14 protein-coding genes are annotated in these 25,026 nt (G+C 65.6%); 9 read left to right on the forward strand and 5 right to left on the reverse strand.

Annotated elements, in window-relative coordinates; translation table 11 throughout:
• Positions 1-31 precede the first annotated feature (31 nt).
• The 3 genes from lysS to IP93_RS05405 all read left to right on the forward strand — a co-directional run bounded on the left by lysS (position 32) and on the right by IP93_RS05405 (position 4,901).
• Positions 32-1,552 (forward strand): lysine--tRNA ligase, encoded by a 1,521-nt coding sequence (gene lysS / locus IP93_RS05395; RefSeq protein ID WP_144812996.1) that lies wholly within the window; start codon positions 32-34, stop codon positions 1,550-1,552.
• A 103-nt stretch (positions 1,553-1,655) separates the two neighbouring features.
• Positions 1,656-2,714, forward strand: coding sequence for an HD-GYP domain-containing protein (locus IP93_RS05400; RefSeq protein ID WP_144813000.1), 1,059 nt, complete (start codon positions 1,656-1,658; stop codon positions 2,712-2,714).
• Between the two features lie 3 nt (positions 2,715-2,717).
• Entirely contained in the window at positions 2,718-4,901 is a 2,184-nt protein-coding gene (locus IP93_RS05405; protein ID WP_144813001.1) for an ATP-binding protein, read from the forward strand.
• A 19-nt stretch (positions 4,902-4,920) separates the two neighbouring features.
• Here the strand turns inward: IP93_RS05405 and IP93_RS05410 are convergent, their stop codons facing one another.
• Together IP93_RS05410 and IP93_RS05415 are read right to left on the reverse strand one after the other, a co-directional pair.
• Positions 4,921-5,790 (reverse strand): crotonase/enoyl-CoA hydratase family protein, encoded by an 870-nt coding sequence (locus tag IP93_RS05410; protein WP_144813004.1) that lies wholly within the window; start codon positions 5,788-5,790, stop codon positions 4,921-4,923.
• 137 nt (positions 5,791-5,927) lie between these two features.
• On the reverse strand, positions 5,928-7,607 hold the full coding sequence (locus tag IP93_RS05415) for a long-chain fatty acid--CoA ligase (RefSeq protein WP_144813006.1): 1,680 nt from the start codon (positions 7,605-7,607) through the stop codon (positions 5,928-5,930).
• A 151-nt stretch (positions 7,608-7,758) separates the two neighbouring features.
• Between IP93_RS05415 and IP93_RS05420 the strand changes: the two genes are divergently transcribed.
• Positions 7,759-8,208, forward strand: a complete 450-nt coding sequence (locus IP93_RS05420; protein WP_144813009.1) for a Cif family virulence factor — start codon at positions 7,759-7,761, stop codon at positions 8,206-8,208.
• 80 nt (positions 8,209-8,288) lie between these two features.
• On the opposite strand, the gene acnA is transcribed toward IP93_RS05420, so the two are convergent.
• Positions 8,289-11,051 (reverse strand): aconitate hydratase AcnA, encoded by a 2,763-nt coding sequence (gene acnA, locus IP93_RS05425; protein ID WP_144813012.1) that lies wholly within the window; start codon positions 11,049-11,051, stop codon positions 8,289-8,291.
• Between the two features lie 285 nt (positions 11,052-11,336).
• Here acnA and IP93_RS05430 point away from each other — a divergent pair, with 285 nt between their 5' ends.
• The 3 genes from IP93_RS05430 (at position 11,337) to acnB (ending at position 14,753) form a co-directional block, all read left to right on the forward strand.
• Complete coding sequence (locus IP93_RS05430; protein WP_144813015.1) at positions 11,337-11,582, forward strand: AbrB/MazE/SpoVT family DNA-binding domain-containing protein; 246 nt, start codon at positions 11,337-11,339, stop codon at positions 11,580-11,582.
• A gap of 15 nt (positions 11,583-11,597) precedes the next feature.
• The gene (locus tag IP93_RS05435) at positions 11,598-11,999 is read left to right on the forward strand and encodes a type II toxin-antitoxin system VapC family toxin (RefSeq protein WP_144813017.1); all 402 of its coding nucleotides are present in this window, start codon (positions 11,598-11,600) and stop codon (positions 11,997-11,999) included.
• A 165-nt stretch (positions 12,000-12,164) separates the two neighbouring features.
• Positions 12,165-14,753: a bifunctional aconitate hydratase 2/2-methylisocitrate dehydratase gene (gene acnB / locus IP93_RS05440; RefSeq protein WP_144813019.1), complete on the forward strand. Its 2,589-nt coding sequence runs from the start codon at positions 12,165-12,167 to the stop codon at positions 14,751-14,753.
• 88 nt (positions 14,754-14,841) lie between these two features.
• Here the strand turns inward: acnB and IP93_RS05445 are convergent, their stop codons facing one another.
• Positions 14,842-15,582 (reverse strand): hypothetical protein, encoded by a 741-nt coding sequence (locus IP93_RS05445; RefSeq protein ID WP_144813022.1) that lies wholly within the window; start codon positions 15,580-15,582, stop codon positions 14,842-14,844.
• Between the two features lie 318 nt (positions 15,583-15,900).
• Between IP93_RS05445 and IP93_RS05450 the strand changes: the two genes are divergently transcribed.
• Positions 15,901-20,994 (forward strand): polyketide synthase, encoded by a 5,094-nt coding sequence (locus IP93_RS05450; protein ID WP_158636278.1) that lies wholly within the window; start codon positions 15,901-15,903, stop codon positions 20,992-20,994.
• Positions 20,991-24,329 carry a non-ribosomal peptide synthetase gene (locus IP93_RS05455; RefSeq protein ID WP_158636279.1) on the forward strand — a complete coding sequence of 1,113 codons (3,339 nt, stop codon included), beginning with the start codon at positions 20,991-20,993 and terminating at the stop codon, positions 24,327-24,329. Before IP93_RS05450 ends, IP93_RS05455 begins: the two co-directional genes overlap by 4 nt.
• 87 nt (positions 24,330-24,416) lie before the next feature.
• Here IP93_RS05455 and IP93_RS05460 read toward each other — a convergent pair whose 3' ends face one another.
• Positions 24,417-25,016: a lysogenization protein HflD gene (locus tag IP93_RS05460; protein WP_144813030.1), complete on the reverse strand. Its 600-nt coding sequence runs from the start codon at positions 25,014-25,016 to the stop codon at positions 24,417-24,419.
• Positions 25,017-25,026: the final 10 nt, after the last annotated feature.

The raw sequence follows: 25,026 nt of genomic DNA on the forward strand, positions 1-25,026 counted from the left end.
AATCCCGAATTTCCACGATACCCCTACTGCAATGACCGACCAGACCGCTCCCGCCCCGACGCCCGCCGACGAGAATTTCCTGATCGCCGAGCGTCGCGCCAAACTCACGGCGTTGCGAGGGCAGGGCATTGCGTTCCCGAACGACTTCAAGCGGCATGATTTCGCGGGTGACCTGCAGGCCGCGTATGCCGATCGCGACGAGTGGACGGTCGAAGCGCTGGAGGCCAAGGCGCACAAGGTCGCGATTGCGGGCCGCATCCTGCTCAAGCGCGTGATGGGCAAGGCCAGCTTCGTGCAGGTGCAGGACGAGTCGGGCCGGATCCAGTTGTTCCTGCAGTCCAATGCGCTGGGCGATGTCTACGAGGCCTTCAAGGGCTGGGACGTGGGCGATATCGTCGCGGCCGAAGGGATCGTCACCCGCACCAGGACAGGCGAACTTTCGATCCGGGTCGACGCGCTGCGCCTGCTCACCAAGGCCCTGCGCCCGCTGCCGGACAAGTTCCACGGGCTGGCCGACGTGGAGCAGCGCTATCGCCAGCGTTACGTGGACCTGGTGGTCAATCCCGAGGCGCGCGAGGTGTTCTTCAAGCGCAGCCGGATCATCCGCGAGGTGCGTGCGTGGCTGGATGCCCGTCGGTTCCTCGAGGTCGAGACCCCGATGATGCACTACATCCCCGGGGGCGCCACGGCCAAGCCGTTCGTGACCCACCACAACGCGCTGGACCTGCAGCTGTACCTGCGCGTGGCGCCGGAGTTGTACCTCAAGCGCCTGGTCGTGGGCGGCATGGAGCGCGTGTACGAGATCAACCGCAGCTTCCGCAACGAGGGCGTGTCGACCCGGCACAATCCCGAATTCACCATGCTTGAACTGTACGAGGCCTATGCCACCTATACCGAGATCATGGACCTGACCGAAGGCGTGATCCGGAACGTGGCACAGACCGTGCTGGGCACCACCGAGCTGGAGTGGGATGGCCACACCATCGACCTGGCCCCGACGTTCCGCCGTTGGTCGATGACCGACGCCGTGCTGGAGCACAACCCGGAGATCGCGCGTGGCGACTTGCGCGACGTGGAGAAGATGCGCGCACACTGCGCCCGCCTGAAGATTCCGGTGAAGGCCTCCTATGGTTGGGGCAAGCTGCTGCTGGAGGTGTTCGAGAAGACGGTCGAGGAGACCCTGGTCCAGCCGACCTTCATCACCGACCACCCGGTGGAGGTCAGTCCGCTGGCACGCGCCAATGACCAGGATCCGGAGTTGACCGACCGCTTCGAACTGTTCATCGGCGGCAAGGAGCTGGCCAATGGCTTCTCCGAGCTCAACGACCCGGAGGACCAGGCGGCGCGTTTCCAGGCGCAGGTCGAGGCCAAGGCCGGCGGCGACGACGAGGCCATGCACTTCGACGCCGATTACATCCGCGCGCTGGAAGTAGGCATGCCGCCGACCGGCGGGCTGGGCATCGGCATCGACCGGCTGGTCATGCTGCTCACCGGGTCGTCCTCGATCCGCGATGTCCTGCTGTTCCCCTACATGCGGGCCGAACAGGGCTGACCCGTTCCACCTGTTGCCAAGGAGTGGCTGCATGCATCCGACTTGGACGATATGCTGGCAACGCGTGCCGCGGCCCTTGCGGCGCAAAAGGTCAGGTGCCTGAGTGAAAGTCGTCATAGTGGATGACCAGACGTCTGCACGGACGATGCTCCGGCGGATCATCGAGGACATCACGCCGGAGTTGAGCGTGCACGACTTCGGCGAACCCGAGGCCGCGCTGGCCTGGTGCGAGGCGGGCCAGTCGGACCTGCTTCTGCTGGACTACCGCATGCCCGGCATGGACGGACTGGAGTTTGCCCGCCGGTTCCGGCGTCGCCCCAGCCACCGCGACGTTCCCATCGTGCTGGTGACCGTGGTGGGCGACGAGCCGGTGCGGCAGGCCGCGCTGGATGCGGGCGTGATTGATTTCCTGGTCAAGCCGGTACGGCCCCGCGAGTTGCGCGCACGCTGCCGCAACCTGCTGCACCTGCGCCAGCAGTCGGAGAACGTCAAGCAGCGGGCCCTGTCCCTTGAACAGCGCCTGTTGGCGAGCATGTACGAGGTGGAGGAACGCGAGCGCGAGACATTGGCGCGGTTGGCGCGTGCCATCGAACTTCGCGATACCGGCACGAGTGTGTACCTGGAGCGGATGGCCCATGTCGCAGGCCTGATCGCCGAGGAACTGGGCCTGCCGGAAGAGGATGCCCGATTGATCGAGATGGCAGCCCCCCTGCACGACGTGGGCAAGATCGCCATCCCTGACGCCGTCCTGCTGAAGCCTGGTCCCTTGAGTCCGGAGGAGCGCGACATCATGCGCACGCATCCCCGGATCGGCTACAACCTGCTCAGTGGCAGCCAGAACCGGTTCATCCAGCTCGGCGCCATGATTGCCCTGCGACACCACGAGCGTTACGACGGATCAGGGTACCCGGATGGCCTCTCCGGCAGGGATACCCCGTTGGAAGCGAGGATCGTGGCGGCGGCGGATGTGTTCGACGCGCTGCTGTCCCCTCGACCTTACAAGCAGGCATGGAGCATGGACAATGCGGTGGCATATCTGGCCAGTGAACGTGGCCGCCTGTTCGACCCGGATTGCGTGGACGTGCTGATGCGCTCGCGAGAGCGCCTGCACGACATCTGCCAGCGCTATTCGAAGGGCAGCGCCAGGGTGGAAACGGAGTGATCAATGACCCATTCCCTGGACTGGCTCCGCTCGCGAATCGCGCACCGCCCTGACAGCGAGCACGGCCAGGCGGTGGTGCGCCTGGCCGTGCTGCTGGTGGTGCTGCTGTACCTGTCGCTCAACGGCGTGCGGGCGGACATGCCGACCGCGATCTACCGCGACGTGCTGGCGATGGTCGTCGTTGGCTTCACCATCGGTGCGCTGCTGCTGGCCTGGATCGTAGCGCGCCCCGGGCGCTCCCACCTGCGGCGCGCGATCGGCATGGCGGCCGACTACGGGCTGATGGCAGCGGCGATGATACGCATGGGCGAGCCGCTGGCCTGGGTCTACGTCCTGCTGATGTGGGTGACGGTGGGCAATGGCCTGAGATACGGCAACCGATACCTGTCGGCGGCGGTACTCGCGGCCACGCTGGCTTTTGGCTGCGTGATCGCGGTGACGCCGTACTGGCAGCAGAACCGCGTGTTGGCAATCGGACTGCTGATGGGGCTGGTGGCGGTACCGCTCTACCTTTCCGGCCTGCTGCGGGCGCTGACCCGGGCCACGGAGCAGGCACGGCGCGCGAGCGAGGCCAAGTCCCGTTTCCTGGCGAACATGAGCCACGAGTTCCGCACGCCCCTCAATGGCCTCGCGGGCATGTCAGAGTTGCTGGCCGCCACGCGCCTGGACGAAGAACAACGCGAGTGCGTGAACACGATCCGGGCGTCCACGCAGTCATTGATGGCGTTGGTCCAGGACGTGCTGGACATCTCCGCGATCGAGGCGGGCAAGCTGAAGCTCGATGTCACCGAGTTCTCGCCACGCGACCTGGTGGACGGGATTGCGCTGATCCTGGCCCCGCAGGCGCGCGCCAAGCGGTTGCGCTTCTCCACGTCGCTGGACGAATCCGTGCCATCGACGCTGCGGGGTGATGTCGCCCATCTCCGCCAGGTGCTGCTCAACCTGGCCGGGAATGCGGTCAAGTTCACGCAACAGGGTGCGGTGACGTTGCAGGTGGCCCAAGTGGGCGCGCCGGACAGCCGCGCGCGCTTGCGTTTCACCGTGACCGATACCGGCGTCGGTGTCCCCGACTCGGCACGCCACCGCCTGTTCGAAGCGTTCGAGCAGGCCGACTCGAGCTTGGTGCGGCGTTACGGTGGAACAGGACTGGGGACGACCATCGCCAAGGGCCTGACCGAGGCGATGGGGGGCACGATCGGGTTTGAGAGTGCCGAAGGCCGCGGCAGTCGCTTCTGGGTCGAGTTGCCCTTTGACTTGGGGCAGCCGGAGGTTGTGGCGCCGTTGGGGCGAGCGGCTGCGACCGCCGTCGCGATGCCACGGGCCGAGGTGGGGGAGACCGCCGAGAACGTCATTGCATTCTCCGACCCCTTCCTGCGGCACCGTGCGCGCGTGCGCAGCATGCGAATCCTGGTGGCCGATGACCATGCCGCCAACCGGCTGGTGCTCGAGCGCCTGCTGCGCAAGGCCGGGCATCGCGTGGCCACCGTCGATAGCGGCGAGGACGCTTTGTCGGCGATGGAAGAAGCCGAGTTCGATGCGGCCATCGTGGACCTGCACATGCCGGACATGAGCGGCCTGGACCTGCTGCATCACCTGCGGGTGCTGCAGGCCGGCGTTGCGGCCAAGACCCCGGTGATGGTCCTCAGCGCCGATGTCACCCCTGAGTCGATCCAGTCCTGTCGGCGCGCGGGTGCGTGGGAGTTCCTGGCCAAGCCGGTCGCGGCATCACGGCTGCTGGAAGTACTTGGCAACCTGGCCAATGGCGTTGCGCCCCCGGCGGCAGTGGTTGCCACGAGGGGCGATGGCAGCACGGGCATCGAAGTGTTCGACCCGGGCGTGCTGGACGAGTTGCGATCGCTTGGGCTGGGCGAATCGTTCGAGCTGGAGTTCGTGGTCCAGTGCCTGCGCGATGCGGAGGAATGCCTTTCGCAGCTCAGCCAGGCCGGGCACCGCGGCGCATGGGACATCATCCGGGAACAGGCGCATGCCCTGAAAGGCGTGGCCAGCAACCTGGGATTGATGCGCCTCTCGATGGCCAGCGGCGAGGTCATGCGCATGCAGGATTGGCAGTTGTCACGGGACTGGCAACAGCACGCCATCAAACTGGGCGAGCAGTTGTCCCTTGGACGCTCGGCGCTGGATCGCAGGACGCAGGCTTCGGGCGCAAGTGGAGAGAGTGCGCCCTGATCCGGTGCCTGCCGGGGGATCACCCCGCCAGGTTGGTTCCTCGGCGTGCCTGTGCCCGGACGATCCGTTCCATGGTGCGTAGCGATCGATCGCCCAGTTGCAACGCCGTGTCCACCCAGGTTTCGGTGATGGCCATCAGTTCCTCGCGCGCGACCGGCTGCGACAATGCCCGGACCCGGTTGAGGGCGCGGTGTGCATGGGGCGCACGCTGCTGCTGGCGGATCAGCTCCCGGACCGCCTGCGGACCCTGGCCCTTGGGCACCAGCACGTCCACCACGCCCATCGCGTGCAGTTCGTCGCTGGTGTACAGGCGACCTTCGAGGATCATGCGCTCTGCCGCATGCGGCCCGATGCGGCGGGACAGGAACGAGTAGGCACCCATGCCCGGGAACAATCCGAACAGCACCTCGGGAAGCCCCATGTCCACGCCCTGCTCGGCGACGATGTCGTGGCATGACAGGGCCAGTTCGAGGCCACCACCCAGTGCGTCACCCTGCACGAGTGCGATGGTCCGGAAATCGCCGCCCAGTCCGGTATGGAACTGGTAAACACCCTCGACGCAGCTCTGCGCGTAGGCCAGCAGTTCCGCACGGTTGCCGGAGCGGATCAGTTTGCCAAACAGCTCGAGATCGCCGCCCAGGTTGAACGCCGGCGCGGCGGATGCGATGACGAGGTGACGGAGCCCCCGGGTGCCGACGCCGGCATGCGGGGCGGCAACGGAGGCCAGGTAGGCGTGCATGTCCATCATCAGCTCCGTGCGGAAGCAGGGGCGGATACCGGGACGGTTGTCGGCGTGCATGTACATCCAGATTTCATTGCCGGCGTCGTCGGCTTCGGTGGCCACGGTGGGATAGGGCTGGGTCTGGTTGGAAACGTCGATGGCAGTCATGGTGTCCTCCTCGCTGGTTGCGGTGTGGCCATTGGGAAAAGATGCGGAACGGGTTCGATGCTACACCGCGGAAACTACGCGAAAAGAAAAGGCCCCTCGAAGAGGGGCCTCTGCAGCGGCTGGGCGGGTCGCCGGGCTCAATGCGCCGGCGACTCGTCCCGCAATTCGCGACGCAGGATCTTGCCGACATTGGTCTTCGGCAGTTCCTTGCGGAACTCGACGATCCTGGGCTGCTTGTAACCGGTCAGGTTCTCGCGCGCATGCGCCTTGACCTGCTCGGCGGTGAGGTTGGGGTCCTTCTTGACGATGACCACCTTGACCGCTTCGCCCGACTTCTCGTCGGGAACGCCAACGGCCGCGACTTCAAGTACGCCAGGCATCATCGCGATGACATCCTCGATCTCGTTGGGGTACACGTTGAAACCAGAGACCAGGATCATGTCCTTCTTGCGGTCCACGATGTAGAAGAAGCCCTTCTCATCCATGCGGGCCATGTCGCCCGTGTGCAGCCAGCCTTCCGCGTCAAGGACCTCGGCGGTTTCCCTGGGACGCTGCCAGTAGCCTTTCATTACCTGGGGGCCCTTGATGCACAACTCGCCCACTTCGCCCTGCGGGAGCACGTTGCCGCCCTCGTCCTTCACGCAGGCATCGGTGGACGGTATCGGCAGGCCGATCGAGCCGTTGTACTCCTCCAGCGTGATCGGATTGATGCACGCGGCCGGCGAGGTTTCGGTCAGGCCGTAGGCCTCCACCAGCGTGCAGCCGGTGACCTTCTTCCAGCGCTCGGCCACCGCACGCTGCACGGCCATGCCACCGCCCAGCGTCAGGTGCAGGCGCGAGAAGTCGACCTCTTCGATGCCGGGGGTGTGGAGCAGGCCGTTGAACAGGGTGTTGACGCCAGTGATGGCGGTGAACGGCACGCCCTTGAGCTCCTTCACGAACGCGGGCATGTCGCGCGGGTTGGTGATCATGTAGTTGAGCCCGCCGAACTTCATGAAGACCAGGCCGTTCGCCGTCAATGCGAAGATATGGTAGAGCGGCAAGGCGGTGACGATGATCTCCTCGCCCATCCTGACATTGCCGCCGACCCATGCCGCCGCCTGCTGCATGTTGGCGACGAGGTTGCGATGGGTGAGCATCGCGCCCTTGGCCACGCCGGTGGTGCCGCCCGTGTATTGCAGGAAGGCGATGTCATCGGGCTCGATGTCGACATCCGGCAGCGAATGCATCTGCCCCAGGGTCAGCACATCGCGGAAACGGATCGTGCCGGGGATTTCGTAGTCGGGCACCATCTTCTTCACGTACTTGAGCACGAAGTTGACGATGGGTCCCTTCGGGAACGCCAGCATGTCGCCAAGGCCGGTGGTGATCACCTGCCTGATCTGGGTGTCGGCCAGCACTTCCTGCACCGTGTGGCCGAAGTTGTCCATCACCAGGATCACGCTGGCGCCGGAGTCCACGAGCTGGTGCCTGAGCTCGCGGGCGGTATACATGGGATTGGTGTTCACCACCGTCAGGCCCGCGCGCAGGATGCCGAACGTGGCGATCGGGTACTGCAGGCAGTTGGGCATCATGATCGCGACGCGATCGCCCTTCTTGAGCTTGAGCTCGCCCAGCAGGTAGGCCGCGAACTGCGCGCTCAGCTTGTCGATGTCGCCGTAGGTCAGTGTCTTGCCCAGGTTGGCGAACCCCGGGCGATCACGGTAGTTGGCAATCGCGGTGTCCAGTACCGAGACGATGGACGGGAACTCGTCGACATCGATCTCCGAAGGAATTCCAGACGGGTACTGGGCCAGCCACGGTCGAGCGTTGGTCATCGCGATCCCCTCTATATCGCCTGTCTTTGGGCCGTCGCGCCGCGGATGCGCAGCCGTACGGTCTTTGTCTGGATTGGAGCATAGGCCCCGGAGACTGGCAAGGCAGGTGCGATGCGGTTAGCGTGCCATGTGGCGAAGGCAGGCGTGGGAGGTGATCGTGGGGCTGGTTCGTGCATTGATTGCAGGCATTGCCTGCGCATGCGTGCTGCTTGGGTGTGGTCGAACGCCGCCCGAGGCCCGGTTGCGCGAGACGATTGATGCGTCGCAACAATACCTTGCGACCCGCGATGCGGCCTCGCTCTCCGACGTGGTTGCCGAGGACTTTGTCGGGCCGGATGGAATGGATTGCGCTGGCCTGCGGCGCATGGCGCAGGCGGCGTTCCTGCGCTATCGCGCCATCGGCGTGAACCTGGGGCCGATGCAGGTGGACATGGCCGACGGTGGGCGTCACGCGACGGTGCGGTTTACCGCGGCGCTCACGGGAGGCGATGGGGCCCTGCTACCCGAGAGCGCACGCCTGTATGCGGTCGAGAGTGGTTGGCGCGAGGGTGATGGCGGCGCCTGGGAGTTGACCAGTCTGCGTTGGGAAGGAACGAAGTAGCCCGCTCGCCGATCGACCGCAGGGGGTGACGGTCTGCCTTGGGGCGACGCAGCCGCCCCAAGGCCCAACCGCGGCCTCCATCAGCCCTTTCGCGCCGCCAGATGGCGCAGGACGTAGTGCAGGATGCCGCCGTGGCGGAAGTATTCCACTTCCTTCGGCGTCAGCAACAGCACCTTGACCTCGAAGCGCTTCTCGCTGCCATCGGTCTTGCGCGCAACGACGGTGGCCGTGCGTGACGCACCATCCGCCAATCCGCTGACGCTGACGGTTTCCGAACCATCCAGCCCGAGCGTCTGCGCGTTCTGGCCCTCGTGGAACTGCAGCGGCAGCACGCCCATGCCCACCAGGTTGGAGCGGTGGATGCGTTCGAAGCTTTCCGCCACCACGGCTTTCACGCCCAGCAGGTTGGTGCCCTTGGCCGCCCAGTCGCGGCTGGAGCCGGTGCCGTACTCCTTGCCGGCAAACACCACCAGCGGCACGCCGTCGGCCTTGTACTTCATCGCCGCGTCGTAGATGGCCAGCTTCTCCGCCGCGGCGCCGCCCGGGCCGTAATACAGCGTGTTGCCGCCTTCCTCGCCACCCAGCATCAGGTTCTTGATGCGGATGTTGGCGAAGGTGCCGCGTACCATCACGTCGTCGTTGCCCCGGCGGCTGCCGTAGCTGTTGAAGTCCGCCGGCTGCACGCCGCGCGACTGCAGGAAGCGGCCGGCCGGCGAATCCTTCTTGATGTTGCCCGCGGGCGAGATGTGGTCGGTGGTGATCGAGTCGCCGAACAGCCCCATTACGCGGGCACCTTCGATGTCGGCGATGTGGCCCACGGCCATGGTCATGCCATCGAAGTAGGGCGGGTTCTTGATGTAGGTGGACGCCTCGTCCCAATGGAAGGACTCGCCTTCGGGCGCGGCGATCTGGTTCCAGCGCGAGTCGCCCTTGAACACGTCCGCGTAGTTCTGCGCGAAGAGTTCCGGGCCCACGGTGGCGGCGATCAGGTCGCCGATTTCCTTGTTGCTGGGCCAGATGTCGCGCAGGTACACGGGCGCGCCGTCGGTGGCGTGGCCCAGCGGGTCGCGGGTGAGGTCGATGTCCACGGTGCCGGCCAGCGCATAGGCCACCACCAGCGGCGGCGAGGCGAGATAGTTCATCTTCACCTCCGGGTGTACGCGGCCTTCGAAGTTGCGGTTGCCCGACAGTACCGACGCCACCGCCAGGTCGTTCTCGGCGATGCCCTTGGACACCACGTCCGGCAGCGGGCCGGAGTTGCCGATGCAGGTGGTGCAACCGTAGCCGACCACATAGAAGCCCAGCGCCTCCAGGTCATCCAGCAGGCCGGCCTTGCGCAGGTAGTCGGTGACGACCAGCGAGCCTGGGCCGAGCGAGGTCTTCACCCACGGCTTGGACTTCAGCCCCAACCGCGCAGCGTTGCGGGCCAGCAGGCCGGCACCCAGCATCACCGCCGGGTTGGAGGTGTTGGTGCACGAGGTGATGGCGGCGATCACCACCGAGCCATCGAGCAGGTGGGCATCCTGGTCGTGGATGCGGATCTTCGACTGTGGCTTGGCGGCGAGGTGGTCGGCCTGCGGTTGCGCGCCGCCTTCCTCGCGGAAGTCCTGCTCGGCGCAGCCGGTTTTCGCCTTGCGGCCGGCGACCAGACTGGAGAGGTTCTCGTTGAAGTTGGCCTGCATGTCGCCCAGCAGTACGCGGTCCTGCGGGCGCTTGGGGCCGGCGAGCGAGGGCTTCACGTCGGCCAGGTCCAGCGCCAGCGTGGCGGAGTAGGTGGCTTCGGGCGCGCCCGGTTCGTGCCACAGGCCCTGGGCCTTGGCATAGGCTTCGACGAGCGCGATCTGCCGATCGCTGCGACCCGACAGGCGCAGGTAGTTCAATGCCTCGGCGTCGATGGGGAAGATGCCGCAGGTCGCGCCATATTCCGGCGCCATGTTGGCGATGGTGGCGCGGTCGGCCAGCGGCAGGTGCTGCAGGCCATCGCCGAAGAATTCGACGAACTTGCCCACCACGCCCTGCTTGCGCAGCATCTGGGTGACGGTCAGCACCAGGTCGGTGGCGGTGGTGCCTTCGGGCAGCTTGCCGGTGAGCTTGAAGCCCACCACCTGCGGAATCAGCATCGACGAGGGCTGGCCAAGCATGGCGGCCTCGGCCTCGATGCCGCCCACGCCCCAGCCCAGCACGCCGATGCCGTTGATCATGGTGGTGTGGCTGTCGGTGCCGAACACGGTGTCGGGGAAGGCGTAGGTCACGCCTTCAATCTCGCGCTCCATCACCACGCGGGCGAGGTTTTCCAGGTTCACCTGGTGCACGATGCCGGTGTTGGGCGGCACCACCTTGAAGTTCTCGAACGCCTTCTGGCCCCAGCGCAGGAAGCTGTAGCGCTCCTTGTTGCGCTCGAACTCGATCTTGCCGTTGAGGTCCAGCGCATCGGGGCGGCCGAAGACGTCCACCTGCACCGAGTGGTCGATCACCAGCTCGGACGGAATCAGCGGATTGATCTGCTTCGGGCTGCCACCCAGCCGGGTCACGGCATCGCGCATCGCCGCCAGGTCCACCACGCACGGCACGCCTGTGAAGTCCTGCAGCACCACGCGTGCGGGCATGAAGGCGATTTCGGTGTCCGGCTCCTTCGTCGCGTCCCATTGCGCGACCGCCTCGATGTGCTCCTTGCCGACCGTCATGCCGCCGTCTTCGTGGCGCAGCAGGTTCTCCAGCAGGATCTTCATGGAGTAGGGCAGCTTCGACAGGTCGAAGCGTTCGCCCAGTGCCGGCAGGCTGTAGTAGGTCAGTGACGTGCCGTCGACGGTCAACTGGCGGCGCGTGGAGAAGGAGTCGTTCATGGGTGCAGCTCCTTTGGCAGGGTGGCGGGCCAGCCGTGGGGGAAGCGGGCTTGGCTGGCGTCCTTGGGTGCCGCCGGGCAGGCCGGTGCGGCGCGAACTGCCCCATTATGGCCCCGCCGCATTCAGGTCCGGTGATCGCCGGGCCGGAACGCTGCATCCTTGCATTGGACCTTGGTCTAGTTCGCTTTGAATGCCTTTGTTTCGGGCCTCGCGAGCCGGTAGGCCAACTTGAGTATGGCCGTTCAGGTATGTATAATTCGTACATACTTCGATGCGGAGGCCGCCATGGAAGCAACCGTCGGCGAGCGTGGCCAGATCACCCTGCCCAAGGCCGTGCGCGATGCGCTGGGCCTGGCCAAGGGCGCCCAGCTCAAGGTCGAGCTGGAGGGCAACCGCATCGTGCTGCGCAAGAGCGTGGATGACGCCATCTCCCGTGCCCGGGGCCGTTTCAAGCTGGACGGCTTCGAGTCCACCGACGAGGCGATGCGCGCCATCCGCGGTCGCGCGCCGGGCGAGCCGCTCGAGTCCTGACCGGGCGACGCGCCGATGATCGCCATCGATTCCTCCGTCCTGATTGACCTGCTGGCCAACGGTCCGCAAGCCGATGCCGCCGAAGCCTGCCTGCGCCAGTGCCTGGGCAACGGCCCGGTGGTGATCAGCGATGTGGCGCTGGCCGAGGTGTGCAGTGCATTGCGCGACGGCGCCGAGGCGCTGGCCGTGCTGGAGGAGATGAGCATCCGCTTCAGTGCGCTGGAGTCGAAGTCGGCGCTGCGTGCCGGCGAGATGCAGCGTCGCCATCGCCAACGCGGTGGTCCGCGCGCGCGCGCAGTGCCGGATTTCCTGATCGGGGCCCACGCACTGCTGCAGTGCGATGGCCTGATCACCCGCGACGACGGGTTTTATCGCCAGTACTTCAAGGGGCTCAAGCTGATCGTGCCAACCGCTTGAGGCCTTGCGGGGAAGGAGCCATGCCGGACCGGAGCCGTCAGGCCGGGTCTGTCACTCCCGACCTGCAACACCATATTTTGAAAACTTGTTTCGCGTTATCGCTGCATCCCATTTCAAGAACCCGGATCCCTTCGCTGGGGTCCTGCAAGCCACCGGAGTCATCACATGCTCGAAGCCTATCGCCAACACGTCGCCGAACGCGCCGCGCTGGGAATCCCGCCGCTGCCGCTGACCGCGCAGCAGACCGCCGACGTCATCGAGCTGCTAAAGAACCCGCCGGCGGGCGAGGGCGAGTTCCTGCTGGATCTCATCACCAACCGCGTGCCGGCCGGCGTGGACGATGCCGCCAAGGTCAAGGCCTCGTACCTGGCTGCCGTGGCCCACGGCACCGAGAAGAACGCGCTGATCAGCCGCGCCCGCGCCACCGAATTGCTGGGCACCATGCTGGGCGGCTACAACATCCACCCGCTGATCGAGCTGCTGGATGACGCTGAACTCGGTCCCGTCGCCGCCAATGCGCTCAAGCACACCCTGCTGATGTTCGACGCCTTCCACGATGTGCAGGAAAAGGCCGAGCAGGGCAACGCCAACGCCAAGTCCGTGCTGCAGAGCTGGGCCGACGCCGAGTGGTTCACCAGCAAGCCGGAAGTGCCCGAGTCGCTGACCATCACCGTGTTCAAGGTGACCGGCGAGACCAACACCGACGACCTGTCGCCGGCGCCCGACGCCACCACGCGCCCGGACATCCCGCTGCACGCGCTGGCGATGCTCAAGAACGCCCGTGACGGCATCACCCCGGAAGAAGACGGCAAGCGCGGTCCGGTCGCCTTCATCGAGTCGCTGAAGGACAAGGGTCACCTGGTTGCCTACGTCGGCGACGTGGTGGGCACCGGTTCCTCACGCAAGTCCGCCACCAACTCGGTGCTGTGGTTCACCGGCGAGGACATCCCGTTCATCCCGAACAAGCGCTTCGGCGGCGTGTGCCTGGGTTCGAAGATCGCGCCGATCTTCTACAACACCATGGAAGATGCCGGTGCGCTGCCGATCGAGCTGGATGTGTCGCAGATGAACATGGGCGACGTGGTCGAGCTGCGTCCGTACGAAGGCAAGGCGCTGAAGGACGGCCAGGTCATCGCCGAATTCGCGCTGAAGTCCGACGTGCTGCTGGACGAAGTCCGCGCTGGCGGCCGCATCCCGCTGATCGTGGGCCGTGGCCTGACCGCCAAGGCGCGTGAGGCGCTGGGCCTGCCGGCCTCGACGCTGTTCCGCCTGCCGCAGAACCCGGCCGACACCGGCAAGGGCTACTCGCTGGCGCAGAAGATGGTGGGTCGCGCCTGCGGCCTGCCGGAAGGCCAGGGCGTGCGTCCGGGCACCTACTGCGAGCCGAAGATGACCTCGGTGGGTTCGCAGGACACCACCGGCCCGATGACCCGCGACGAGCTGAAGGACCTGGCCTGCCTGGGCTTCTCGGCCGACCTGGTGATGCAGTCGTTCTGCCACACTGCCGCCTACCCGAAGCCGGTGGACGTGAAGACCCACCACACGCTGCCGGAGTTCATCTCCAACCGCGGCGGCATCTCGCTGCGTCCGGGCGACGGCGTGATCCACAGCTGGCTCAACCGCATGCTGCTGCCCGACACCGTCGGCACCGGTGGCGACTCGCACACCCGCTTCCCGGTGGGCATCTCGTTCCCGGCCGGTTCGGGCCTGGTCGCGTTCGCCGCTGCCACCGGCGTGATGCCGCTGGACATGCCGGAGTCGGTGCTGGTCCGCTTCAAGGGCGAAATGCAGCCGGGCGTGACCCTGCGTGACCTGGTCAACGCGATCCCGCTGGCCGCGATCAAGCAGGGCCTGCTGACGGTCGCCAAGCAGGGCAAGAAGAACATCTTCTCCGGCCGCATCCTCGAGATCGAAGGCCTGCCACAGTTGAAGGTGGAGCAGGCATTCGAGCTGTCCGACGCCTCGGCCGAGCGTTCGGCTGCCGGCTGCACCGTGCACCTGGACAAGGCGCCGATCATCGAATACATCAACAGCAACATCACGCTGCTGAAGTGGATGATCGCCGAGGGCTACGCCGATCCGCGTTCGCTCGCCCGCCGCATCAAGGCGATGGAAGCGTGGCTGGCCAACCCGCAACTGTTGGAAGGCGATGCCGATGCCGAATACGCCGCGGTCATCGAGATCGACCTCAACGAAATCGTGGAACCGATCCTCGCCTGTCCGAACGATCCGGATGACGTGAAGACCCTGTCCGACGTGGCCGGCGCCAAGATCGATGAAGTGTTCATCGGCTCGTGCATGACCAACATCGGCCACTTCCGTGCCGCGGCCAAGCTGCTGGAAGGCAAGCGCGACATCCCGACCCGCCTGTGGGTCGCGCCGCCGACCAAGATGGACGCCTCGGAGCTGACCAAGGAAGGCCACTACGGCACCTTCGGCACCGCCGGTGCGCGCATGGAAATGCCGGGCTGCTCGCTGTGCATGGGCAACCAGGCGCAGGCGCGCGAGGGCGCGACGGTGTTCTCCACCTCCACCCGCAACTTCCCGAACCGCTTGGGCCGCAACACCAACGTGTACCTGGGCTCGGCGGAACTGGCGGCGATCTGCTCGCGCCTGGGCCGCATCCCGACCCGCGAGGAGTACATGGCGGACATCGGCGTGATCAACACCAACGGCGCCGAGATCTACCGCTACATGAACTTCGACCAGATCGAGGAGTATCGCGAAGTGGCGGAGACGGTCACGGCAGCCTGACTCCGCCGGGCGTGATGTGTTGCAGGAGGCCCGGCCATGTGCCGGGTTTCCTGTTTTTGGCCGTCGCGTACCAGGCCATCGCGAGGTCTCAGGGGGCGTCCAGCCGGGGATCTTCGCGGAGCGCGGCCGACGCCCCCCCAACCTCGGACGCGGCCGCCATCGGGACGGCGTGTTCTCGTGCCTTCAGCGCGATGATGACGCCGCCAGAGCGGTTTGCGAGCAAGTCGAGCAGGGTATGGATGAGCAGGATGGCGCCGATCATCTCCATGCCCTCCTCGATACTGACGAAGGCGTGGTACACCACGTTCCGGTTGCCATGCCCTTCCCGCCACCAGCCTTCCGCGAGTTCGACCCCAAGGGCGCCCCCGAAATAGATAGCGGCGGAAACGAGCAGCATGGCCCCAGTCCGGGTGGGAAGACGGCGCACGAACGGCAGGAAGCAGATGCCGAGCGCCACCACAAGGGCGATGCCCGGAATCACCCACGCGAAGTAGAAGATGCCAAACCGTTCAATGCCCAGGGAGTCGTGCATCAGTGCGCGGAGCGGGTCGATCAGGCGCTCATGCAGCGAAAGGGATTCATCCACGCCCATCAGCAGCAAGCCTGCCGCCAGGATGGCCCATTGGATGGCATCGGCGCCGCCGCGCGTGCGCTCCACCCATGCGATACATGCCAGGATCACCGACGACGTGAGCAGCAGCAAGGTGGAGAACAGGGCAGGGACGTTGTTCTCATGGTCCAGGCTCATCATGGGCAAGCCCATGACGTCGTCCTGCTGCAGGAGGATCTGACATGTCTGCAGCGTCATGTTGATGACCACCAGCGTCAATGCGACGACTCCAAGTCGCCGACAGAAGACCACCGGGTCGAGCTGGAGCCTGGCTGTCTCCAAAGGATTGTGTCCCGTTTGGTGAAACGCTTCTTGGCGCTGTCGCCCTGTCTGCGACAACGGCGTGGCGTTCCGTGAACGGTCAGGACGGAGCGCATCCGGCCATTTGGCCGAACGCCCCCTTTCGCGACGTTGATCCCACACATCAGCGCGACCATCATTCTCCAGTTCATGGATGGCACCCGGCAGGGTGGTGGCGACCAACGACAGTGGCGACGCCCGCCGCTGGCGCGATGTGGCCGAGAACGGGGAGGAGGCATGAGCCAAGAGATCGCCGGGCGTCCGTGGGATCGGGCCCCGCGGCCGGAGTTGCCGTGTATCCATGAACGGGTGGAGCAGCAGGCGGCGCGCACACCGGAAGCCGTCGCGGTCACCTGCGAAGGAGTTGAACTCACGTATCGCGAGTTGAATCGCCGATCCAATCAATTGGCCCACCGCCTGCGTGCGCTCGGGGTTGGGCCGGAGTCCCTGGTCGCGATCGGACTGGAGCGTTCCGCCGAGATGCTGGTGGGCCTGCTGGGCATCCTGAAAGCCGGCGGCGCCTACCTGCCCATCGATGCGACGTACCCGCATGACCGGGTGCAATTCATGATCGAGGACGCCCAGCCTGCGGTGCTGCTGACATCGCCATCGCAGCGGGAAGCGCTGCCGACCGTGGACGTACCCGCGCTGATGCTGGAATCGACCTGGGCGGAGTTCCAGACGGAGTCGGATCATGATCCCGAACCCCGGGCGACCGGGGACAACCTCGCCTATGTCATCTACACGTCCGGTTCCACCGGCAAGCCCAAGGGCTGCCAGGTGACCCACGCAAACGCGGCCCGGCTCTTTACCTCCACCGAAGCCTGGTTTGGATTCGGGCCCGGGGACGTATGGACGTTCTTCCATTCACATGCCTTCGACTTTTCGGTATGGGAAATCTGGGGCGCGCTGGTTCACGGTGGCCGTGTGGTGGTGGTGTCCTACCTGACCAGCCGATCGCCGGAGCAGTTCCTCGCTTTGCTGCAACGCGAAGGCGTCACGGTGCTGAACCAGACCCCGTCCGCGTTCAAGGCGCTGGTCCACGCGGACCGGGTATCGGGGACCGATCCATCGACCCTTGCGTTGCGTTACGTGATCTTTGGCGGCGAAGCGCTTGAGCTGCAGATGCTGCGCCCATGGATGGAGCGACATGGCGACGCGCAGCCCAAGCTGGTCAACATGTATGGGATCACCGAGACGACGGTGCATGTCACCTACCGGCCCCTGGGCATTGACGATGTCGAACGCAACGTCGGCAGTCTGATCGGGCAGCCCATTCCCGATCTCGGGATGTACCTGCTGGATGCCGATCTCGACCTGGTCCCGGTGGGTGAGACAGGGGAGATATACGTGGCAGGGGCAGGGGTCTGTCGCGGCTATCTCAATCGCCCCGAATTGACCGCCGAACGGTTCTTCGACTGGTCGACGCCCGAGGGGACCACCCTGCGCGTCTACAAGACCGGAGACCTGGCGCGGCAGCTGCCAGACGGCGACATTTTGTATCTTGGGCGAAGCGACCAGCAGGTGAAGATTCGCGGTTTCCGAATCGAAACCGGTGAGATCGAGAGCGTGCTTGCCCGTCACGATTCGGTCAGCGCATGCGCAGTGATCGCAAGGCATGACGACGGGCAATCAGATGCGCGCCTGGTTGCCTATGTCGTTCCCGACGTCCGGCCGGCTTCGCAGGCGGAGCTGCGCCGCCATCTCGCGGAAATGTTGCCGGACTACATGATCCCGACCGCGTTCGTCGAACTTGAGCGCCTGCCACTGACCGGAAACGGAAAACTCGACCGGCAACAACTCCCCGCTCCGCCTCGCGGACGTCCGGAGTTGGCGCATGGATACGAGCCGCCATCCGGGGCCGTGGAATCGATGCTGTGCACGTGCTTCGGCGAGATCCTCGGCATCGATGAAGTGGGGCGGCATGACAACTTCTTCGAGCTGGGCGGTGATTCCTTGCTGGCGACCGGGCTGATGGACCGCGTCCGTGGATTGCGGGAACATGCGGCCGCAGCGGCAATCACGACGGCCGACCTGTTCCGCAACCCGACACCCGCGAGGTTGGCGGCCGTGATCAGGGGCACGGATACGGGTGACATCGCCGCCTCGCGGTTCAGTTCAATCCGCGGACGCGAAGGTGGAAGGCTGGAAGAACCCATCGCCATTATCGCGATGGCGGGGCGGTTTCCGGGCGCATCTGACGTTGAGGCGTTCTGGAACAACCTGTGTGAAGGACGGGACACCATCACCTTCTTCTCTCCCGGAGAACTCGACCCTTCGGTCACCGCGCAGGAGCGTGACGATCCATGCTACGTCAAGGCGCGCGGCATCATCGATGGGGTGGAACTGTTCGATGCTGGATTCTTTGGAATAGGGCCGAGGGAAGCGGAGTTGATGGATCCGCAACAGCGGATACTGCTTGAGTTGGCGTGGGAGTGCATCGAGCGGGCAGGTTACGTTCCCGATGCAATGGCCAGTCCTGTCGGCGTGTTCGCGGGCATGTTCAATGCCAGCTACTTCCAGCGACATGTGTCGCCACGTCCAGACCTCATCGAAAAAGTCGGCGCCTTCCAGGTGATGCTCGACAATGAGAAGGATTTCATCGCCACCCGTGTCGCCTACAAGCTCAACCTGACCGGCCCCGCCATCAGCATCCACACCGGGTGTTCGACATCGCTGGTCGCCATCTGCCAGGCGATGGACAGTTTGCGGCTTGGCCACTGTGACATGGCATTGGCTGGCGGCATCACGATTACCTGCCCACCCCGGAGCGGGTACATGTACCAGGAAGGCGCGATGCTTTCGCCGGACGGCCACACACGAACCTTCGACGCCAAGGCCCAGGGCACGGTGTTCAGCGATGGCGGCTGCACGGTGTTGTTGAAACGCCTGTCTGATGCTCTTGTCGATGGTGACCAGGTGTTCGCCGTCATCGTGGGCGGCGCGGTCAACAATGACGGAGGCGGCAAAGCCAGCTTCACCGCGCCGAGCAGTGATGGACAAGCCGCGGTGATCGCGATGGCGCAAGATCGCGCACGCATCGACCCGCGGAGCATTGGCTACGTGGAGGCCCATGGGACCGCTACCCCATTGGGAGACCCCATCGAGATAGAAGGCCTCACCCGTGCGTTCCGGCGCGGCACGGATGCATCTGGGTTCTGCCGCATCGGCTCCGTGAAGAGCAACATCGGTCATCTTGTGATCGCCGCGGGTGCCGCAGGCGTGATCAAGACGGCGCTGTCGCTATCCGAGGAACGGATTCCACCCAGCCTTCATTTCCAGGCGGCCAACGCCGACATCCCGTTCCAGTCATCACCTTTTGTCGTCAATGCATCGCTGGAAGCGTGGCCCAGGTCGGGCATTCCGCGACGGGCAGGCGTGAGCTCGTTCGGCGTCGGCGGCACCAATGCGCATGTCATCCTCGAGGAGGCCCCCGAGCTGCCTGAATCGGAACCCGGTGACGGGCCCCAGCTGCTGGTGCTTTCCGCGCGCACACCGGGTGCGCTGGCAGAGGCCGCCAGCAGGCTGGCGGACCATCTTGCGTTGCATGATCCGTGCAATCTTGCCGACGTTGCGTGGACGCTCGCGGTGGGGCGCAAGGCGTTCCCTCACCGGCTGGCCATTGTCGCGGAGAGCGCTGGGGATGCGGTAGAGCAGTTGCGCAGCCCAGGCGTCGTCGCGACCACGGCACGCAGCAGGCCTGCACGGGAAAGCCAGGTCGTATTCCTGTTCCCGGGCCAAGGGGCGACATACCCGGGGATGGGACGAGCGCTTCATGCGTCGGAGCCCGTGTTCCGGGCCGCGTTGGACGAGTGTGTCGAGGCCCTGGGGGAGCGCTCGGGGCAGGAGCTTATCGGGTGCATCTTCAGCGACAACCCCGATGTGATGTTGCCGACCGCCATCATGCAACCGGCGACGTTCGCGATCGAGTACGCGCTGGCCCGGATGTGGCTGGCCCATGGCATCGTCCCGGTCGCCATGATCGGACACAGTGTAGGAGAGTTCGTGGCGGCAACGCTGGCCGGCGTGTTCGACCTGCCGGCTGCCATCGGACTGGTCGCCACCCGCGGCAAGCTGATGCAGGCACTGCCGGGTGGAGGGATGTTGTCGGTTCGCATGGCACTGGGCGACCTGCTTCCCCTGTTGCCGTCGGAGTTGTCGCTGGCAGCCGAAAATGCGCCCGGCAGCTGTGTCGTGTCTGGATCGCATGACGCGATTGCCCGCTTCCAGGCCACGTTGGAATCCACCGGCGTCGCATGTCGGGCGCTTCGCACATCGCATGCGTTCCACTCCCTCATGATGGAGCCTGCCGTGGCGCCATTTCGTGCCGCGGTGGCGAAGCTGCAGCTTTCGGTACCGCGCATTCCCATCGTTTCGACCGCCACCGGAGACTTGCTCACTCCACAGGAGGCGGTCTCGGCGGATTACTGGGCCTCACACCTGCGACAGCCCGTCCGGTTCTCATCCGCGATCGGGCACGTCCTGGGCACCGAAACCCATGTGCTGCTGGAAGTTGGGCCGCGCGCCACGTTGTGCACATTGGCCCGCCAGCATCCGGGCGGTCAGCATCACCCCGTGGCTGCGTTGCCGACCCTGGGCGACAGCCCCGCAACCGAGGACGCTTCGGTGCGTCTGGCCACGGGACAGTTGTGGGCGCGGGGCGTGGCCATTGATCCTGTGCGGTTCGATCGCCGGCTGCGCCGACGCCGGGTCCGCCTGCCCACGTATCCATTCGAGCGCCAGCGCTACTGGATCGAAGCGGCCACACCAGTCAGTGCCACCTCTCGTCCGTTGGAACACGCATCCCCACAACCGGTGGCGCAGGCACCGGAGTCAGGCGGCGTTGTTGATGCCGTCGGCAACGACGTCGGTGAAGACCGTCGCAGCCGACTGCTTGCACAACTCAGGAGCATCATCGAGGACACGGCGGGGTTCCGGCTCAGCGATGCGGACTCGGAGGTGGGCTTCATTGAGCTTGGCCTCGATAGCCTGATGCTCACGCAGGTTGCCCTGCAACTGCAGCGTGCCTTCTCCGTGAAGATTTCATTCCGCCTGCTGATGACGTCTTACGCGAGTCTCGCCCGGCTTGCCGAGCACCTTGATGCGGAGTTACCGGACGATCCGCACCTCCATGCCCGTGCCGATGATGCCGTTGGGATGGAACTGCCCGCTGGCGACGCCGGCCGCCGTCGCCGCATACGGCGAATGGGAACGGATGCTTCGAATCCGGTTTTGCCCGGGGCCCGCCTGGGTCGCGATCCCGATGGTCGGCCTGCATGGTTCGTGACGGATCCGCAGCGATCAGGAAAGTTCCTGAGGGTGGGGACATGAGCACCGCAGCCATTGCAGCGACTCCCATTCTGGAGCCGGTGGATTACGATCCGTTCGCCGGGGGGGCGCTGGAGCGTGTGGTGCCGACCACCCGCGCCCAGCGCGAGATCTGGCTGGCGGACCAGTTGGGCCAGGATGCGTCGTTGGCGTTCAACCTGGCCGTGCGGTTGCGATTCCACGGCGAACTGGATGTCGATGCCTTGTGCCAGGCATTGCAGGATCTCGCGGATCGGCACGATGCGCTGAGGGCAAACGTTGCTCCGGATGGCCTGGAGCTGTGCATTCGATCCAGCGCTCCACTTCCAGTCGAGTATTTCGATTTCGCCGGGTTCGGACCTGTTGACGCCGGGGCTGCCGTCTCCGAGCGGTTCGACCGGGCGGTACAGACGCCATTCTCGTTGGCCGTGGATCCGCTGTTCCGGGCCGAACTGATGCGCATCGGGGCGGGCGAACACGTCCTGCTGCTTGCCGCGCACCACGTGGTCTGCGATGGCTGGTCCTGGTGGGTGATCGTGCGCGAGCTGGGTGCGCTGTATGGACAGCATCTGGCACGACGAGAGCCCCAACTTCCGGAACCGGCAACCTTTGGGGATTTCTGCCTCGACGAGGCGGAGTCGTACGAACCTTCAAAGCGCGAGGCGGATGAAGCGTACTGGCAGGGCCGCTTTCCCGGTGCTGCGACCGTACTGGAATTGCCGGCCGACAGGACCCGCCCACCGGTTCGCAGCTTCGCATCGGCATGGGTGGACCATGTACTGGATGAAGACCTGCTCTGCGCACTGCGACACGTCGGCGCACGTCGCAATGCGAGCCTTTTCGCCATGCTGCTGGCGGGGTTCTCGGGCCTGCTGGCCCGATTGACCGGCCAGTCCGACATCGTCATCGGAATTCCTGCCGCCGGGCAGCCCGTTGCGGGCTGCGATGACCTCGTCGGGCACTGTGTCAATACCCTTCCGCTTCGTTTCGACGTCGATGCATCCGATGCGTTCTCGAAGCTGCTGGATGTTGCCCAGGGCACCTTGCTCGACGCGTTGGACCACCAGCAGTGCACGTTGGGAACATTGTTGACCCGGTTGCGGCTTCCTCGGGATCCAGCCCGAATGCCATTGGTGAGCGTGCTGTTCAACCTGGACCAGGCCATCGACCAGCAGAGCGAGGCCTTCGAAGGCCTCGCGATGGAATTCGACAGCGTTCCGCGAACTTTCGAGACGTTCGAATTATTCGTCAATGCGGTCCAGGCGAAGGGGCAACTGAGGCTTGAGTGCCAGTACAACACCGACCTGTTCGACGCTGCGACCATCCGCCGCTGGCTGCGGGCCTACGAGTGCCTGCTGCGTGGCGCCGTGGAATCGCTGTCGACGGAGTTGCGCAGGCTCCCCATGCTGGATGCGGAGACCAGGAGCGAGCTTGGGCAGTTGCAGCCCGGGCCAGTGGAATACGATTACGCGTGCCGGGTGCACGAGTACTTCGAACGGCAGTGCGATCGTACGCCGATGCGTCGTGCGGTCCTGGCTGGAGGCACCGGTTGCAGCTACCAGGATCTCGAGGCGCGCGCCAACCAGATCGCACATGTGCTGCGTGAACACGGCATCGGGAGGGGCGCCCTGGTGGGCGTGGCGATCGGGCGTGGCGTGGACATGCTCGCGGCGTTGCTGGCGATCCTGAAGTCCGGTGCCGGGTATGTTCCGCTGGATCCCGCATTCCCCACCGAGCGCCTCGCGTTCATGGCTGCGGACGCAGGGCTGGCCATGCTGGTGACCACGCGCGAGCATGCTGATCGCGTTGACCTGCGGGGTCGCCCCGTGCTCCTGCTGGACGCGGACTCTGGACGAATCCACGACGCGTCCGCGCAGAGGCTTGGCCCGGACGCCGATTGCGCTTCGCCGGAGGACCCCGCCTATGTCATTTATACGTCGGGCTCCACCGGCCGACCCAAGGGCGTGGTGGTGCCACACCGGGCCGTGTCGAATTTCCTCTCCAGCATGCGTGCAAGCCCCGGCCTGTCCGAGCACGACCGGTTGGTGGCGGTCACGACCCTGTCCTTCGACATCGCGGTTCTCGAGCTGCTGCTGCCATTGAGCGTCGGCGCGGAAGTGATAGTGGCGGACCGTGATACGGCGAGTGATGGCCAAGCGCTTCGGGCGTTGGTCGAATCCAGCAACGCTACGGTCATGCAGGGAACGCCATCGAGTTGGCGATTGCTGCTGGAGGCGGGCTGGAAAGGTTCGAGCGCGTTCAAGGCCCTGTGCGGTGGTGAGCCGATGGCACCCGATCTGGCTGCATCATTGCTGTCCCGGTGTGGTTCAGTCTGGAACCTGTATGGCCCCACGGAGACGACCGTCTGGTCAACGTGTGCCCACATCGAGCGCCGTGGGGACGGGGCGATGCCGGACGTCCACATCGGGCGTCCAATCACCAATACCAGCATCTGGATCGTGGACGGCGGTGGAGAGCTCTGTCCGCTCGGCGTGCCGGGTGAGATCTGCATAGGCGGGCACGGCGTAACCCGGGGTTACCTGGACCGGCCGGAGTTGACCTCGGCGCGTTTCATCCCGGACCGCTACACCTTTGCCGAAAGCAATGACCTCCACCCGGTCGTGCCGGCATGGCTCTATCGGACAGGCGATCGCGGCCGCTGGCGGAAGGACGGAAACCTTGAACACATGGGAAGGCTGGACAATCAGGTCAAGGTTCGTGGCTATCGCATCGAACTGGGTGAGATCGAGGCAAACCTGTGCGCCTGCACCGGAATCGCACGGGTGGCCGCGATCGTCCGGGAGGATCGGCCGGACGACCTGCGGCTGGTGGCCTACGTCGTCCCGTTACCCGGTACCGTGCTCGACGAGGCGGCGCTGAAGAATCAACTTCAGGGCGTGTTGCCGGCCTACATGCTGCCGCAGCACATTGTCGTACTGGATGGCCTGCCGGAGCTTCCAAACGGCAAGATTGACCGCAACGGACTGCCACCGCCCCTTGCCAAGGCAAGCGCCCCGGCTGCCAAGGTGGAGGCTCCAGCCACGGGGATCGACCCGAGGGTCCGCTATCTGTCCGGGCTCTGGTCCGAGCTGCTGGGAGTGCCGGCCAGCGCGGAGGACAATTTCTTTGAACTCGGCGGCCACTCCATGCTGGCCGTCCAGATGGCCAGCCGGGTGCAGCGCGACACCGGCCATCGCATCAAACTGATAAGCCTGGGAGCGGAGACCCTGTGCCAGGTAGCATCGCGGTTGCCGATGCCGGACAGCAGCGGCGGGAGCAGTGCGGGTGTTGGCGGGCGAATCGGCAGTGGATTGCGCCGACTGTTGGGCATGGACAAGGCAGACCAGGAGGCACGGTGACGAGGCGCTGATGTTCATCGGGCCAGCGCCGCATCGCATTTCATCGATCGCCTGTGGACATCGCCTCCGGGCCGGCACGCCCCTTCCTCAATCCAGATGCGCGCTGATCGCGGACACGATGTCGCGGCGGCGCAGCAGGAAATCCCACAGGCTGCCGCCCAGCTGACGCCAGAGCACGGCAGAGCGTACGGCGGCCAACAGCACCGCGCGTACCTCCGCCACCACGTTGGCCTGGCCCAGGTAATGCGGGTTGCCCTGCACCAGCACGCGCGGACGCAGATGACTGAGCGTTTCGGCATACAGCCCGCCCAGTGCGGACAGGACGTCCGGATGGGTGGTGCCTTCGCGCTCCGCCAAGGCGGCCTGGGACTGGATGCCGTGCTGCACGCGACGGCCCATTGCTTCGTCCGTCACGAAGCGCCGCTCCAGTTGCAGGACGGCCAGCGCAAGGCGCGGCAACTGTTCGTCGCGCGACTTGCTGGAGAAATACTCACGCAGCAACGACAGCCCGGGACGCAACGACTCCACGCCGCCGTAAACGGCCGCGGGCGTCGCCGCGTCGATCCTGAATACCGAGTCCAATGCCGTCGACAGCACGCGCTGCTCCGCCGTGCCGGTATCGGCGATGCGACGCACCTGCGCCAGGGCCTGCGCCAGCCCGGCGAGTGCCAGGACGCGCTCGGACATGGGATTTGTA

The organism is Aerolutibacter ruishenii (genome assembly GCF_007830115.1).
GTDB classification, from domain to species: Bacteria; Pseudomonadota; Gammaproteobacteria; order Xanthomonadales; family Xanthomonadaceae; genus Aerolutibacter; species Aerolutibacter ruishenii.

Excerpts from the sequence above, each read along its gene's own strand:
- IP93_RS05415 (WP_144813006.1), bottom strand. The coding sequence starts at position 7,607 with ATGACCAACGCTCGACCGTGGCTGGCCCAGTACCCGTCTGGAATTCCT.
- IP93_RS05455 (WP_158636279.1), top strand. The coding sequence starts at position 20,991 with ATGAGCACCGCAGCCATTGCAGCGACTCCCATTCTGGAGCCGGTGGAT.
- IP93_RS05460 (WP_144813030.1), bottom strand. The coding sequence starts at position 25,016 with ATGTCCGAGCGCGTCCTGGCACTCGCCGGGCTGGCGCAGGCCCTGGCG.
- lysS (WP_144812996.1), top strand. The coding sequence starts at position 32 with ATGACCGACCAGACCGCTCCCGCCCCGACGCCCGCCGACGAGAATTTC.
- IP93_RS05430 (WP_144813015.1), top strand. The coding sequence starts at position 11,337 with ATGGAAGCAACCGTCGGCGAGCGTGGCCAGATCACCCTGCCCAAGGCC.
- IP93_RS05410 (WP_144813004.1), bottom strand. The coding sequence starts at position 5,790 with ATGACTGCCATCGACGTTTCCAACCAGACCCAGCCCTATCCCACCGTG.
- acnA (WP_144813012.1), bottom strand. The coding sequence starts at position 11,051 with ATGAACGACTCCTTCTCCACGCGCCGCCAGTTGACCGTCGACGGCACG.
- IP93_RS05450 (WP_158636278.1), top strand. The coding sequence starts at position 15,901 with ATGAGCCAAGAGATCGCCGGGCGTCCGTGGGATCGGGCCCCGCGGCCG.
- IP93_RS05405 (WP_144813001.1), top strand. The coding sequence starts at position 2,718 with ATGACCCATTCCCTGGACTGGCTCCGCTCGCGAATCGCGCACCGCCCT.
- acnB (WP_144813019.1), top strand. The coding sequence starts at position 12,165 with ATGCTCGAAGCCTATCGCCAACACGTCGCCGAACGCGCCGCGCTGGGA.
- IP93_RS05435 (WP_144813017.1), top strand. The coding sequence starts at position 11,598 with ATGATCGCCATCGATTCCTCCGTCCTGATTGACCTGCTGGCCAACGGT.